Here is a 15,249-nt window from a genome sequence, read left to right as displayed (position 1 = left end):
CAACCCCCACTCTAGCAAATCGAAGGCGCTGTCCCCTGCATCTGACGTGCCCCCGAATAGACTTGCAGAGGCAGGCCCGCTGGGTTTTTGAAAGTTGCCATTCGCGCTGACGAGCCAACGGGCGCCTAGCGATATCCGGCGGCCTGAAGTTCGAAGAGCTCGGCGTAGCGACCGCTCTCGGCCAAAAGCTCCTCATGTGTACCCTGCGCCTCAACCTTTCCGTCGGCCAGCACCAGGATCCGGTCAGCCATCCGCACGCTGGAAAAGCGATGGGAAATCAGAACCGATGTTTTGCCCTTGCTCAGTTCCTTGAAACGCCGGAACACCTCGGATTCCGAACGGGCGTCGAGTGCGGCCGTCGGTTCATCCAGGATCAATAGCTCGGCACCACGCATGTAGGCACGAGCGATCGCGATCTTCTGCCATTCGCCGCCTGAGAGCTCCACACCATTGTTAAACTGCTTGCCGATCATCTGGTCATATCCGCCCGGCAGCCTGCCGATGACCTGGCCGGCTTGGCTGCGTTCGGCGGCACGTTCTACGCGATCTCTATCCTCGCGCGCCTTGATGCGGCCAACCGCGATATTGTCGTTGGCAGTCATGTTGTAGCGAACGAAATCCTGGAAGATCACGCCGATCGAATTGCGCAGTTCAGCCAGGTCGTACTCGCGCAGATCCTTGCCATCGAGTAGAATCCGGCCCTCATTGGGATCGTAGAGCCGTGCCAGCAGCTTAACCAGCGTGGTCTTGCCGGCGCCATTCTCCCCAACAAGCGCCAACACCTCTCCGGCCCGTAGCGTAAAGCTGAGACCGCGCACCGCCCATCGCTGCGCTCCCGGATATTGGAAACCCACATTTTCGAAGACGAAGCCTTCTCGGATAGGACAAGGCACAGGCAGCGGATCCTCGGGCGTCAGGATTTCAGGCTCTAAGTCAAAGAACGAGAACAGGTCCTTGAGGAACTCCGCCTGACCGGCGGTTCTGGCGAACCCCAACAGCAGCGATTCCACCGCATCGCTCAGTTGCAGGAACGAACCGGCGAGGAACGTAAGGTCGCCAACGGTGAAGTTTCCTTGTAGCGTACCCCATATGATGTATGCGTAAGCGCCGTAATAGGCCATGGTGCCGATGGCGGTGAATAAACCGCTCCACATCGTGCGCCGTACTGCTAGCTTGCGGTTTGCGGTATAGAATTGGTCTGCAAGCTGCACATAACGATCGATGAGAAAGCGGCTCAAGCCGAAAATCTTAACCTCTTTGGCCGCCTCCACGCTGGTTGCCGTCAGGCGTACATAGGTATGCTCGCGCTGCGCGGGCGTGCGGCTGAAATGGAGCGAATAGCTCCTCGCATTGAAATAAAATTCGCCGAGAAATGCCGGCACCACCGCGATCAACAGCAGAACGACCAGCCAGGGAGCAATGATCAAAAGACCCGCTGCAAAGCTGATTGCCTTTATCATGCCCGCCGCCTGATAAAAAAGGGAGAGCAGCGTCATGGAATTGCTTGTCTGGACCCGCGCACGTTCGAGCTGGTCCTGAAATTCGGCGTCCTCGAAATCCTTTAGATCCAGCGTCGCGGCATGTTCCATAAGACGGACGCTTGAGGCGATTGTAACGCGCTCGGCAAGTACATCTTCCACGAGAGAGCTGACGCGGCTAAACAAATCGGTGAACACGGCCAGCCCGAACCCGGCCGCGATCAACAATAAAAGCTGATGCAACTGCTCGTCATGAAAGGACAGGGCGGGCGCCCCCAATTGGATTTGGTGGCTGACCTCGTCGATGATGAGCTTGCCGACATAGAGTTTGCTGACGGGAAGTAACGCATCGACAAGCCTCAACAGCAATGTGGACATTGTTAGATACGGGCTTGTGCGCCACACCATGGCTATAAACAGGGCTATGGCGTGAAGCGTGCCGAGCCGCTTCTTCGTCGAACGCACGCCCGGTGGCGAGGACGTATTGTGACAAGGAGCCTTTGGTTGAGGAGCGTTGGGATTTTTGCCACTGGCGCTCTTCATACTAAAAACCTCGCGTCCTCTGATGCGAAGGATCAATGGACTGCTCCCTTGCCTTTGTGTCGGTCATGCTCGTTTCGGTTGGCGGAGCTCGCTCTATTTCCGACTCCACTGCGGGTTTGGCATGCTGAGATGGGGATGATTTCTCCTGAGCCGAGTTGCAGGCTGAACGCCAATCTGCCGCGCAAACGCCGTGCCAGGTCAAAGCCCTTCAATGCGACGGGTTGATTGTCGAAGCGCAGTCCCATGGCCGACATTGTCGGACATGCGTTACCCTGTTGCGTTCGTTGACATCCCGCTCGCGTTGGGCAACCGATACCAGGTCACCGAAGGGGACACGACCCGACGCCGCCTATCTATTCCTGGGTACGATGTGGCTGGTTCCGCGGCCTGCCGCTTGTATGCCTAAGGCTTGGCGTCGATCTCCTGAGCGCCTTAGTACCGGGGCCCCGGGCCTGACACGATGCAGGGCTTCCAGCACGATCTCGGATTTGGCGAGCGCCAATTTCGATCAGAAGGTGAGGTACTCGGCATTTCGGTCGTCCTCGGTGACACGTTCGAGTTCCTCAACTCTCCAAAATACAGCGGCAGATCTCCGTAGCGACGCGATTAACAGATCCTCATCGCGCTGTGACGACATCCATGCCCCGAGCGATTCCGATGGCGGGGGTTTCACAATTTTGCTGCCGACGTTTGGGTGAAGTCGGTAAGGCGTCACAAGTCGACCTTGCGCCCCTATCTCGGGATTCACGAAGGCCAGGCGCGTCAACTACGCCACCGGTCATGGGCAGCTCGGCCCGACCCACACGGCTGCGACGCGGATCATCGCGAATCTCGTCACTCGGCCGACTCTACCCATGGAGGTTGCGTCCTATCGAGTCGAGGGATTCTGTGGCTCCCAACGAGTATGAAAGCGGCGATTCGTGTCACGGTCGCACCTACACGAAACCATATCCCCCGATATGCCGATCAGTTTTCGGCGTAGCCGAAATCGTAGGAGCTCAAAGACCGCAGATCTCGTACATACTCATCCCTCGTCTGGCGCAGTGCTAAGGGACGCACCGAGACAAGTTTGCGGCTCCGCCCATCAGCGCCTCGAGCGGACCTCTGCCGAACGCGCGCCTCCATAACATTGCGAACGCACTGATTGCGAGCAAGAATCCCAGCAGGTAGAGTGAGGATGATCCTGGCTGGAGCACCCAGATTCCCCCGATGTGCAGGACATAAGCCGTCAACGACATGGAACCGACAGTCGCGATTGGAGCGGTCAGCGCGCGAAGACGCGTGTCGGAAACGGCCAGGCTGATCGCCAGAACTAGGAGGGCGACGCCGGTGTTCCCCAGGATCGAGAAGGTGGTCTCACTGTGAGGTGAGGCCACCCACAACCAAACGGCCTCGTCCCCGAACGCCATCCACGAGTTGAATCCTCCCGCATCCGACCACCAGAGATCGCCCACCTTCCCGCCCTGCGCGGTGATCGTCTGTGCGACCCCCGGCACATAGTGCAAAGCGAGCGCGGACCCTCCATATCCAAAGACGGCGAGCGCTATTCCAGCGGTCGCCAACCACTGGTGGGTGATCATTTTCGTCAGATTCAGACGTGCGACCGCCATGCCTGCGATCATGAATGGGATCCATGTCACGGCAGGGTACCACCCGCTAATCAACAGGGTAATAAGCGGTTGGTCCATCCCTTTGTCCATCACTGCGTTGATCAGGAATCTTAGCTGAGGAAACACAAGTGCCGTCGAAAGCGCTATGGCTGCGAGCGCGAAAGAATCGAGCCGGTAGAGTGGAAGAACCAGAAGAAAGCACAGTCCGTAATAGGAGAGGACCACACGCACCGGCGTTCCGGTCTCCTGCAGCAGCATACCTAAGCTTAGCAGGATGAGCGCGCGTATCACCACTTTGATCTGAGCTTGGCGACCTGCTTGTGCTGTCTTTGGGACCCTTCCAATGATGAGGACAAGGGAGAACCCCGCCAAGAAGGCGAAGAGCGCGGAAGAGCGACCATGAGCGAGTTCTAGAATAAAGCCGGTGACCCCCCCTTCGCGTGGAGAGGGTCCGACATGTGCGGCGTACATGCCGAACACAGCCAATCCGCGCGCCAGGTCGACGCCCACAAGTCGGTTTGCCGGCGAGTGACGACCCGAATTGGCACCTCCTGCCACACCGGCGTTAGCCTCCAAGTTCGAATTGTGTCGAAAAAAGCTCATGGCGTCCTCGAGTGCGTTGGCGACGAGCGCGCCGCAAGCTCGTGGCCGCAAGACGCACCCAGGCGGGAATAGGTCACCGCAGCGTGGGGTGGTCGCGCGATGAGCCGACACGACTGCGGGTTTGGCGAGCTGGGTTGGTTGATTTCGCCTGATCCGAGGCGGAGCCCGGTTGTCGCCAGGCACGCACATGCCGTGCCAAAGCTGTCGAGATGCTGATCGATAGGCGGGAATGTCGGATATGCGACAAACGACTGACATCACGAAGTGAGGCGGCACGCCTTTTTCGGCGACGGGATCGACGACGACCAATTCAAAAAGCTGGCGAGCGAACGCCGGACAGTTGTGGACTTCGTTCGACAAAGATTGGGGTACAGCACGGCGCCGTGAGCTGACGGGCTTAGAATCGTGCGACGGATACTCTCTCAAAGAAGTGCCGAAAACGCCTTCAGTGGCTTTCCGTTGTGACTTACCGGCCATCGTGTTTGCGCCAGCAGTCGAATACGGCCGAAGAAAAAGCGGTTACGTCTGGCTTCTGATGCCCCCCGCAGCGCGGCAAATGGCAAGCTCTGTCGCCACAAACCCGGCTTGTCGCGGGGAGCGTGCAGGCAAGAGCGATTTGGCTCTGCGACGAACTGCCTGCGTGGAAAAAGGCGGTTCTTATAGGCTGCCGTGCGACTCGGTGCTTCGCAGGTTTGGAACTGGCGCGGGCCGGCCTTCGGAGAGCCGTCCTTTTTGACAGCGGCATTCTCAAGCTGGCAAGACCTGGGCTGGTCGATGGCGCTGACGAGGTCGAGCTGTGGATCGCGGAATGCGGGTTCAGCCTGGAATGGGATCTCGCGTACCAACCGCGCGCGATCTCGGTTGCGGTACGGCGGCGTTTCGGCGGCCATTCTATGCCGCGTCCGCGCCGAACAACTGATCGTCGATTACCGGTCGATGCTCACGCGGACCGATGTGGAGATCATAGACCCAGGCGCGAAGACGGTTCGGCGACCGCACACCCATCGTCGGGCATGCAAACAACAAAGCGATTGAGATCTGGGTCGTCTATGCAGTCGTGCCAGGATGACTTGATGCTGTCGCTGAACCCGAGCATCTCGGCTGTCCCTCCAGTTTCGAGGTCAACCAATGGTGCATCGCGGATCGATGCGGCATCACGCGATTGCGTGAGCTAGCTGATCAGCCCCAGGCGGAAAGCTGTCGTGACGGCCTGCACGTTGCTTGTCACGCCGAGCCTCTGGCGCATCAATCGCAGATGCGTATCTGCCGTGTTGCGGCTGACGTTCAGGCGATCAGCGACCTGCTCCACGGTGAGGCCTTCGGCAACCCAGCGCAGGACGTCCTGTTGTCGAGGTGAAAGACGCACTGGTTTGGAGGCCTGTTTGCCATCCGCAAGAAGGGCCGCGCATCCGAAGGCGCAGGCGGCGACAAACTGAAAGGCGAGACGGTCGTGAGGACCCGGCTCGAGCTTCTCCCCTGCAACGGAAAATCCCACCGGCTGTCCGTTCAATGTTGCGAACGGAATCGTGAAGCCGTCACGCAGATTAAACTCTGATGCCTCGGCCATGATCTGTCGGCCGAAGGAACAAACCCTGGAAACTTGATCAATCTCGCTCCACCGGAAGGGTGTGGTCCCACGCTTCACAAGCTGAATGGTGGGGTCGCGATGAAGATAGCCTTTGGAGAAATAGCGCTCCGACCATTGCTGCGGCCAGGCGTCAAGCAGCACATGGGAAATCTGCTCGCGCCTCAGCGCACGCGGCGGTGGGATCGGTCCTGCCAGCACGTTTCTGGCGCCAAACCGCTCGGCATAGGAAATTAGGTGCTGGCAGATTTCCTGCTGGCTTGAACTCTTGCGGATCTGATTGAGAAACTCGAACGTGTCATCGAGGTGCCGACGCCAAAGCGCAGGTGCTTCCATAACGCATTGCTTCCATGATGGTGATGATAGTGGGTGGTTTGGGGCTCGGGTGGAATTGCAGGCATCAAGCTGCCGCATTGCTGGCCGACCGGTGCTGGTCGACAACTCTCCTCGATTCTTGTTGCATCAGTTGAGCGAGTTGCTCGGGTTAAGGTCGACAGCGGGATGCCAATCGCGAAGCCGGCCGACCGATCCGTTCCCTCGCGTATATTGCCGGATGCTCGGGCAATGGCGTGTGCTTGCATCTGCCTATGCTCATTTCGAGTATATCTGGAATGTTGCTTCCAGCATCGTCGGAGTCAACCCCCAACAATAGGCGGTATGGACCTGCGACAGTTCGCCATCAGGACAGTGGGGAGGAAGCGGAAGGGCTTGCCCGGGCGCTCTTCAGGGATGGCCGCATTCAACCGACTTCGCGGCTATCTGCAGCTCACGAGCGACAACAATATCGGATAACGACATAAAGATTTGTTTATATCACCTTGACAGGAATCTTCTCTTCGGCGAGTGTCCAGTTGTCGATGGTTCTTCGATGCGGTTAGCCGCAACGGAGCTAAGAGGGAAGCCGGTGAAGATGCCGGCGCTGCCCCCGCAACTGTAAGCGGCGAGCCAAGCCCATTCATGTCACTGAGGTCAATAGCCTCGGGAAGACGGGCTGAGGTGTCGACCCGCGAGCCAGGAGACCTGCCACGGCAAACAAGGTCCACAGGCGGGGTGTCTCGGTGGGCGTAGCAATCGGCTCGTCTGCTTGCCAACGTCTGCCTTGCGTCCACGCCCCAATATCGGGGTATGGTATGTCTCTCTCTCAGAAAGTTCCGGTAGCCACACTTGGCGTGCCGCGCATTGGCCGTCGTCGCGAATTAAAGCGTGCGCTCGAATCCTATTGGTTGCGAAAATCGTCCGCTGCCGACCTTCTCGAAACGGCGCGGGCGCTGCGTGTCGAGAACTGGACTGAACAATGCGACCGTGGCGTGACCATTATTCCGTCCAACGACTTCTCGCTTTACGATCATGTGCTCGACACGGCAACAATGGTCGGCGCTGTGCCGCCACGGTATGGCTGGAGCGAGGGGGAAGTCCCGCTCGACACTTATTTTGCCATGGCGCGTGGCAGCCAAGGAGAGGCTGCCGGACTCGACTATGCCAATCACGGTAACGCGGTCACCGCGCTGGAAATGACCAAGTGGTTCGATACTAACTACCACTACATGGTCCCGGAGCTCGCCGACGATCAGGCCTTTGCTTTGTCGTGGTCAAAGCCGGTGGATCACTTCCTCGAGGGTAGGGCGTTCGGCGTTCACACCCGCCCGGTCCTTCTTGGGCCCGTCACCTTCCTCAAGCTGGCCAAGTCGCCCACTCGGGACTTCAACCCAATTGCGCTGCTGCCGCGGCTGCTGCCGGTTTACGAGCTCCTCCTGCGCCGCCTGAAAGTGGCGGGCGCCGACTGGGTGCAGATCGATGAGCCGGCGCTCGTGCTCGACCTCATTCCAAACGAGCAAGACGCGTTCAATTTTGCCTACGACCGGCTGTCGCAAGCGGCTCCGGAGCTGAAGATCATGCTCGCCACCTATTTCGGTGGATTGGACGGCAATCTCGAAACCGCTCTTTCGCTGCCTGTGGCGGGCCTGCATCTCGACCTTGCACGCGCTCCTGAACAATTGGAGGCGGTCGGCCGGCTTGCGCCTAAGGACCTGGTGCTTTCCCTTGGCCTGATCGATGGTCGCAACGTCTGGCGCGCGAACCTGCGCCCCATCCTTGACCGGATCAAGCCGGTCGTCGCGGGCTGGCCACTGGAGCGAGTGGAGATCGCGCCTTCGTGTTCCCTTCTGCATGTGCCGATCGACCTGGAACTGGAAACAGCGCTCGATAGGGACATAAAGTCGTGGCTCGCATTCGCGGCGCAGAAGATGGGCGAACTGACCACTATCGCCCGGGCCCTTTCCGAAGGCCGGGAGGCGGTTTCAGCAGAGCTGGAGTCCTCCACCCAAGCAGCCGCCGCGCGTCTGACATCCCCGAAGGTGTATGATCCGCTGGTCGAAGGACGCCTCGCCTTTATCGACGAAGACATAATGCGTAGGAAAAGCAGCTTTGCTGAGCGCTCCAGGCTTCAGGACGAAACGCTCCGGCTACCGACTTTCCCGACTACGACCATCGGCTCCTTCCCGCAAACACCCGAGATTCGCAATGCGCGCGCGGCCCATGCAAGGGGAGAACTGAGCTATATCGACTATGAGGCGTTCCTCAGGAAAGAAATAGAGGCGACCATCCGTTGGCAGGACGAGATTGGGTTGGACGTGCTGGTGCACGGCGAGTTTGAACGAAACGACATGGTGCAATCTTTCGGGGAGCAACTTTCCGGCTTCGCCTTCACGCAGCACGCCTGGGTGCAAAGCTACGGGTCACGTTATGTGCGGCCGCCGATCATCTTTGGTGACGTGTCGCGGCCCAATCCGATGACGGTGCGCTGGTGGCGGTACGCTCAATCGCTAACAGACAAACCTGTTAAGGGCATGCTCACCGGCCCGGTGACGATTCTGAACTGGTCCTTTGTACGCGACGATCTCGCGCGCTCGGTCGTTTGCCGCCAGATCGCGCTCGCCCTCCGTGGCGAAGTGGGTGATCTCGAAAGCGCCGGCGCCAAGGTGATTCAAATCGACGAAGCTGCACTGCGAGAGGGCTTGCCGCTGCGCAAATCCGAGTGGAAGCATTACCTCGAATGGGCCATCGAGTGCTTTCGGCTCGCTTCCACGGGCGTGTGTGATGTGACCCAGATCCACACGCACATGTGCTACTCCGAATTCAACGACATAATAGACGCGATCGCGGCGATGGATGCGGATGTGATCTCCATCGAAACCTCGCGCTCGCAGATGGAGTTGCTCAACGCTTTCGAAAAGTTCAACTATCCGAACGAGATTGGACCGGGCATTTATGATATCCACTCACCGCGGGTGCCTGGCGTCGACGAGATGGCGAACCTGCTCTCGCAGGCGCGAGAGCGCCTTTGCGACAGTCAGATTTGGGTTAACCCCGATTGCGGCTTGAAGACACGTCGGTGGGAGGAAGTCCGTCCGGCACTCATCAATATGGTCGAAGCCGCGCGTATTCTGAGAGACGCACCGAGGGGCCCCTAGCAAAAGCGTATACCCTCGCCGGTGGAGGCCGGATCCACTGCACTGAAGCGGATCGAAATTGGGTGACGGCAAGGGGGGCGAACGGGCACGCCATTTCGTTAGGAGTGTGTGACAGTCCGCTGACCGCATTGATTTGACGGGTCCGATTCTTCTTCCGGCTCGTCGGTCAATATAGCCAGCACCTTGCCAATGACGATGCCGTCGAGTGGGAGGGCATCTCTAACAGCGTGCGGTCGGATTTGCTCATCTAACTGAGTCGTAATGTGATGCCGTTTGAACCCTATGCGCGGGAAGGGTGATGGCCTCCATTTCGTCTGAAAGGGCCGACTGATTGCTTCCACCAGATCATTCCACCCAAGAGTTCGGCATGAGGGGTATTCTCCCCAAGCGCACGGGATCGTTATTGCGTCGATCGCGGTAGTCACAAGTCAAGAGGGTTATATCGCCCCAAACTTTACCGGCAGCGTCCACGACACCGCAAAGCCGCCCGCTCGCTTCAGCGCTATTGTGAGGGCGCCCTCGCGAGCAGCTTTTGCTCGGCCGAGCTCCTACACCACGTGCCACGATCGTCATTTCAGATTTCCTGCTCTTCGAGCGCGTAACCGCCCGAGCGTATGGTTCGGATGACGCTGTGGGGGGAGAGCGCCTTTCTCAGTCGGCTGACATGGACGTCAACTGTGCGCGGGCCAACATAGATTTTTGCCGGCCAAGCGGCGCTAACCAGTTCGTCGCGACTGCATACCTTGCCAGGGTTTTCCATCAGGTGGCGCAGCATGTTGAATTCGAGTGGGCCAAGATGGAGCTGCTGGCCACTGCAGTGTACCCGACGGCTTCTGGGCTCCATATGAAGCTGCCCGCAGCTCAGCGCCTCGTCGTTCCCGCCGTTGGGGAATAGGCGAGTCCGCAGTTTCCCGCCCAGATACGCGAGCAATTTAGCCGGCGCGAAGGGCCGCAGAAAAGTTTCGTCAATGCCGGCTTTGAGCAGATCGAGCTGTTGGTGCTCGGCGCCGGATGCGATAAGGGCGATCACGGGCAGTGCGTCGGTTTGCATCTCGCCTTTCAGCCGGGCGCAGATCCCCGGGCCCGTAGCGGTAGCCGGTTGGCAGTCCAGGACAACAGCCTGCGGCTCGCACTCAGTCGTCTGCCGGATCGCGTCCTCGACGCCACCGGCCAGCACGGTTGCGAAGCCGTCTACCTCCAGGACGTGGCTGAAGAACAGGTAGAACTCGGCATCCTGCGAACAGATCAGGATTAACGGCTTCATCTGCGTCCTACATCAATGGAGCATTCAACGCCGGTCGTCACGCAGCTCGCTCGCAATCGCCGCTTTGCTACGCCTGCCCTAGCCTCTGTCAATGCCACCGGACATTTCCCTCACGGCCAGCGTCCGATTGGCAATTTGGTGCGCCCTGGGAACGAAGATCTACCCAAAGACACCATAAGCGGGTCGTTGGCGGCCACGATGGCGACGCCGGATCAGCTGCTCGATCAGGTCGGCCAAGCAGACCCAGCCGGCACGATCCGAGCTGGTGCGATAGGGATCTCACGTAAATCGCAGCAATCATCTCGGCGCAAACTCCTCCGGTACCACTCGACGCCTCCTTATGGGCGCAGTATCTGATGCTGACCTGACAAGTTCGCTTGCTACCTTCGTTCCAGTTCGCTCCGCGTTATCAAGTGCCTTTCGGCAATTCCTTGTCTCAAGACCAGAAGATCAAAATTCGTGCCAACGCGAAGGCAGCTGCCGATAAGATTTTTGCGACATTTATTTCAACGGTTTAACGGGAATGCAGCAGAGAAGATGAGGCTGGATACTTAATGTCGCGGAGTCGACAAAGCGCAATATTGCTGTCGCCCGCCTAGCGTGCTTCGGTCTTCGCGCCAATGACAACGTCGGTTGGGCCGAGTCTTCGAGATGCCTAAAGCAACCCCGCCTGCTCGGCCTCTTTGCGCAGGTTCTGCCGTGGCCTTGGGCCGATCTGCTGGATCACCAATCCGGCCGCCAGTGAGCCAAGATCGCCGCAGGTCTGGAGGTCGCGTCCCTGTGTATAACCATGCAGGAAACCGGCGGCGTAGAGGTCGCCGGCGCCCGTCGTGTCGACAAGCTCCTTGATGGCGGTTGCCTTTAATGACCACCGTCTCGTCACCGCGCACGAGTTCACCGCCGCGATCTTGCAATTCTTGCGGATCTGCGCCACCGCCCCGTCGAATGACGAGGTCTGGTAAAGCGACTTGATCTCGTGGCTGTTGGCAAAAACGCTGTCGACCGTGCCTGAACGCGTCAGATCGAGGAACTCGTCGCGGTAGCGGTCGACGCAGAGATCGGAGAGTGTCATGGACACTTCGCGGCCGGCCGCGTGTGCCAGCCTGGCCGTCTGCCGGATGGCTTCCTTGGCGCGCGGCCGGTCCCACACATAACCTTCGCGTGCCAGAGAAGAAAAAGTGGATAAAAAAAACGGATTAGCGGATTGGCGCCCTGTCTGACATCCAACAATTGTCAAGATGTCGGACAGAGTGAAACCTGGCGCACAAAGCGGCATCGGACAAATCGCCGGTGTGGTCGCCTGAGCCAGCGTTTTCGATCATATGAATGTGCACCGGGTGGGAACTCTCAGTCGTGCTGCGGCTCCAAAAGCCGCGCCGTCGTCACCACATGGTGCGATGGCGAACACCGGGGTTGTCGATAACCGCTTCGATCGCGCCTTCTCGAAGCAGGCGCCGTCTGCGTGAGCTCGTGGGTGCCGAATACCACTCGCCTGCTCGGGCGGTGGCCTGCAGTGCGGCCGTCACCTCGCGAGGACGGATTGAGGCATTGTAAATGCCGTGAAGCCAAGGGGTGGGCCAACGCGCCGCCCAGCGAACAGCGCAATCACCGCCACGGCGGCCACGGCCACGATTAGAAGCCGCGGTCAGTTCCAGTTCTGTCGCGAATCGCAGTCTGGCTCGTCCGCGTTCCAGGACAAAACTCGAGCGAGCACCGGTCTCGCCGTCACATCGCTGGAGAAATCGCTATCTGTCACAGCCACTCGTCGGCAAGGATCCCGTCACGGCCGACGTAGAGAAATACCAAGCCTCGTGGTTGCAGTCATGCTGGAAAAACCGGTGCGATTGTGTCGGTTACCCCCGCCAACAACGCCGCCGATAGCGTCGCCGCAAAGGCGGGTACTGACTGTCACGCTATCGATACCAAAGCGCTGAAACAGATTCGTCAAACAAATTTACAGAGTCTTTGCGAATGCAAGTCGCTGACAATGATACGTTCGCTTTAAGCCGCGATTTGCCGTGGATGGTTGTCCGACTCAATGGTTTTGGATGCGTAGATATCGAACCCGCAGCTTTGACCGCAAGCCGAATACAGAGAGGATCTTTGATGGACATTGACATGTTCGAAGCTTACGAGTCTAACGTTCGTCGCTATGGACGATCCTTTCCAACGGTATTTACTAAGTCTCTTGGGGCGACAATATGGGACGAGGAAGGCAAATCTTTTATTGATTTCATTGTTGGATCAGGTGCGCTCAACTACGGCCATAACAATCCAGATATTGTAGAGCCGGCAATTAAATACCTAGTCGATAAAAATATAGTTTTGTCGCTTGATATGTATACAGCCGCAAAGCGTGATTTCATCGAAGCGTTTGTCGAGTCGATCCTGAAGCCCCGGGGCCTTTCTTACAAGATACAGTTTCCTGGGCCGACCGGGACAAACGCTAACGAAGCGGCGTTGGCGCTGGCGCGAAAATATACCGGCCGCTCGAGTGTCATGGCCTTCACAAATTCGTACCATGGCATGTCACTCGGCTCCTTAGCGGTGTCGGGTTCAGCGTCAACCAGACAGCTTGGCGGCGTTGCTCGCCACGATGTGATCCGTGTCCCTTACGAGAACTATCCGAATCAAACTTTCGATTCCGCGAGTTACATCGATCACGTGTTGGGCGACCCAGGCAGCGGGATAGAAAAGCCGGCCGCAATCATCCTGGAGCCCATCCAGGCAGAAGGCGGCATGAACACCGCATCCGCACCTTGGCTCTCAGCAATTCAGCGCATTTGCCGTAAGCACGGCGTTGTTTTCATCGTGGATGACATTCAGGCAGGTTCGGGACGAACGGGCGATTTCTTCTCGTTCGAGTTCGCGAAAATCGAACCCGATATTGTGACCCTTTCCAAATCCCTAAGCGGTTCAGGTAATCCGCTGTCCATAGTTCTGATTCGCCCCGACATGGACATATGGAATCCGGGAGAACACAGCGGGACCTTCAGAGGCAATAATCTCGCCTTCGTGACTTCCGCGGCCATGTGCAAAATGTGGTCCGATAGGCTCTTTACTACAGCCGTCGAGCGGACGGCCGTCAAACTTCAAGAACACCTTGATCGCCTGGTTGCGCAGTTCCCCAAGTGCATCGAACAAAAGCGCGGCCGTGGTCTGATGGCCGGCCTCAAGTGCCGTTCACCGGCCGATGTTGGCCGTGTGCACGATGTCGCGTTCGAAAACGGCCTGCTGATCGAATCCTCGGGGCCAAATCGCGACGTCATCAAAGTCCTTCCGCCGATAACCATCTCAGATGACGAACTGGATGAGGGCATTGCCATCCTCGATCAGGCACTACAGGAGAAAACCAATGGCGACTAACCAAGTACCTCAAACGCCGGCCATCTCGCCCCTTACGATCAAAGCACGAACCGGGTCGATCAGCACTGCGGAGATCATCTCGGTCCTGAAGGGTGAGACCACGGCACTGCACATCAGCCAAGCTTTCAGCACCGAAGTAGCCCAGGAGATCACCACGAACTTTGTTGGCAGCTCCGGTCTCAAGGAGCGCAAAGATGGCGTCCCCGGACAATTTGTCGGCGCATCCCACTACAGGAAGGATGCAGCCACCTATTTCAAGGAGGCGGAAAATGCGAGGCCGCAGGTTGACGCCCTTTTTGGCAATTTAGTTGACCCGGTCCGAGCCCTATTCGACGCGTTGAAGCGCGAGCTTCACAAACAGGGCGTTGAATTGCGGCTGGCCAGTTCAGAACATGGCAAGGCCAATGTTTGTCGCGGTCTCAGCTGGTCTGGCAGCGGCACGTTCTCCTTGGACCCTCACGACGATGTCGCTCAAGTGTTACGTGCCGGGAACGATTACGAGCTTTCTGCGGTGGCGCACAACATCGTCGCAGCGCTCAACTTCTACCCCAGCATGTCCGACGAAGGTGGCAATCTGCGGCTCTGGAGTCACAAGCCGACAGTCGCGGATCGAAAGTCGCAAGGTGTCGAGACCACAGGATATCCCTATTCGGCAGCTTATCTCGAGCCCGTGCCTTGTCGCGAGTTCCAGCTCAAGGCCGGGGATATCGCCCTGATCGATGGCGGTTTCGTTCACGGGGTTACCGGTCAAGCAGGCAACGGAAAGCGTCGTCTGGTGCTGAACAGCTTTTTAGGATTTGCGCGGCCGGATCTTGTTCTCTGGTGGACCTGACGTTGGACCTCTGCCGGACGCACTTAGGTGCAGCCCATCGCAGACACAGTTGCCGACCATCTGTCGCGTCACTGCCTGGTGCGCGGTTGACGTAGAAGGGTATCTCTGTCTGCTTGATCACAGGCCGATGAGAGCACAACGACGGTGAGCCCACAGGCTATTGTTGCCGGATCTTCCTGAGAGTTGGGGGCTCGCATCGGAATGCGGCCGAACACGCATCGCGAGGTGACTAGGCAAAGATAGGAGCAACGCAGACGTTAGTGGCAAAGGTCTCCTTGCTCGCAGATATATTGCACGTCATGGCGTCGGTGGTAGTAGACCGCTGCTGACTTCCGATTTTCCGAACTAACTTGGTGCACGCGCCGACCGGTCAGATTCAGCTTCGAGAAAATTCCTGCCACAACGTTAAAGTGCACGATTGGTAAGAGAGCCATGCTCTACAAACAGAAACAGCCGCGACCAAGCATAGCACTGCGCAGGAAAGTTTTATCCAAATAT

8 protein-coding genes, 1 pseudogene and 1 riboswitch are annotated in these 15,249 nt (G+C 58.3%); of the genes and pseudogenes, 3 read left to right on the top strand and 6 right to left on the bottom strand.

All coding sequences use genetic code 11. The features are described 5' to 3' along the window. Positions 1 to 125: 125 nt before the first annotated feature. The 4 genes from O7A05_RS07365 to O7A05_RS07350 all read right to left on the bottom strand — a co-directional run bounded on the left by O7A05_RS07365 (position 126) and on the right by O7A05_RS07350 (position 6,155). Positions 126 to 2,057: an ABC transporter ATP-binding protein gene (locus O7A05_RS07365; protein ID WP_337092306.1), complete on the bottom strand. Its 1,932-nt coding sequence runs from the start codon at positions 2,055 to 2,057 to the stop codon at positions 126 to 128. Between the two features lie 1,010 nt (positions 2,058 to 3,067). Then, on the bottom strand, positions 3,068 to 4,141 hold the full coding sequence (locus O7A05_RS07360; RefSeq protein WP_337092305.1) for a DUF418 domain-containing protein: 1,074 nt from the start codon (positions 4,139 to 4,141) through the stop codon (positions 3,068 to 3,070). Between the two features lie 515 nt (positions 4,142 to 4,656). Further along, positions 4,657 to 5,124, bottom strand: coding sequence for a hypothetical protein (locus O7A05_RS07355; RefSeq protein WP_337092304.1), 468 nt, complete (start codon positions 5,122 to 5,124; stop codon positions 4,657 to 4,659). 281 nt (positions 5,125 to 5,405) lie between these two features. Further along, positions 5,406 to 6,155 carry a helix-turn-helix transcriptional regulator gene (locus O7A05_RS07350; RefSeq protein ID WP_337092303.1) on the bottom strand — a complete coding sequence of 250 codons (750 nt, stop codon included), beginning with the start codon at positions 6,153 to 6,155 and terminating at the stop codon, positions 5,406 to 5,408. A 505-nt stretch (positions 6,156 to 6,660) separates the two neighbouring features. Beyond that, positions 6,661 to 6,861, top strand: a riboswitch (cobalamin riboswitch). A gap of 88 nt (positions 6,862 to 6,949) precedes the next feature. Here O7A05_RS07350 and metE point away from each other — a divergent pair. Continuing rightward, a complete protein-coding gene (gene metE / locus O7A05_RS07345; RefSeq protein WP_337092302.1) occupies positions 6,950 to 9,289 on the top strand; it encodes a 5-methyltetrahydropteroyltriglutamate--homocysteine S-methyltransferase in 2,340 nt (779 codons plus the stop codon). Between the two features lie 574 nt (positions 9,290 to 9,863). Here the strand turns inward: metE and O7A05_RS07340 are convergent. Together O7A05_RS07340 and O7A05_RS07335 are read right to left on the bottom strand one after the other, a co-directional pair. Continuing rightward, positions 9,864 to 10,553, bottom strand: coding sequence for a response regulator transcription factor (locus O7A05_RS07340; RefSeq protein ID WP_337092301.1), 690 nt, complete (start codon positions 10,551 to 10,553; stop codon positions 9,864 to 9,866). Positions 10,554 to 11,208: 655 nt separating this feature from the next. Next, positions 11,209 to 11,712: pseudogene (locus O7A05_RS07335) on the bottom strand (PfkB family carbohydrate kinase); the annotation flags it as partial. A 947-nt stretch (positions 11,713 to 12,659) separates the two neighbouring features. On the opposite strand from O7A05_RS07335, the gene ectB reads away from it, so the two are divergent. Both ectB and O7A05_RS07325 read left to right on the top strand, forming a co-directional pair. Next, the gene (gene ectB, locus O7A05_RS07330; RefSeq protein WP_337092300.1) at positions 12,660 to 13,919 is read left to right on the top strand and encodes a diaminobutyrate--2-oxoglutarate transaminase; all 1,260 of its coding nucleotides are present in this window, start codon (positions 12,660 to 12,662) and stop codon (positions 13,917 to 13,919) included. Beyond that, on the top strand, positions 13,909 to 14,751 hold the full coding sequence (locus O7A05_RS07325) for a 2OG-Fe(II)-dependent halogenase WelO5 family protein (protein ID WP_337092299.1): 843 nt from the start codon (positions 13,909 to 13,911) through the stop codon (positions 14,749 to 14,751). Before ectB ends, O7A05_RS07325 begins: the two co-directional genes overlap by 11 nt. The last annotated feature ends 498 nt before the right edge of the window (positions 14,752 to 15,249 follow it).

The organism is Mesorhizobium argentiipisi (SeqCode), assembly GCF_037179585.1.
GTDB lineage: Bacteria > Pseudomonadota > Alphaproteobacteria > Rhizobiales > Rhizobiaceae > Mesorhizobium > Mesorhizobium argentiipisi.
Note: the sequence above shows the minus strand (reverse complement) of the source record. Positions and strands in the feature narration are given on the sequence as shown.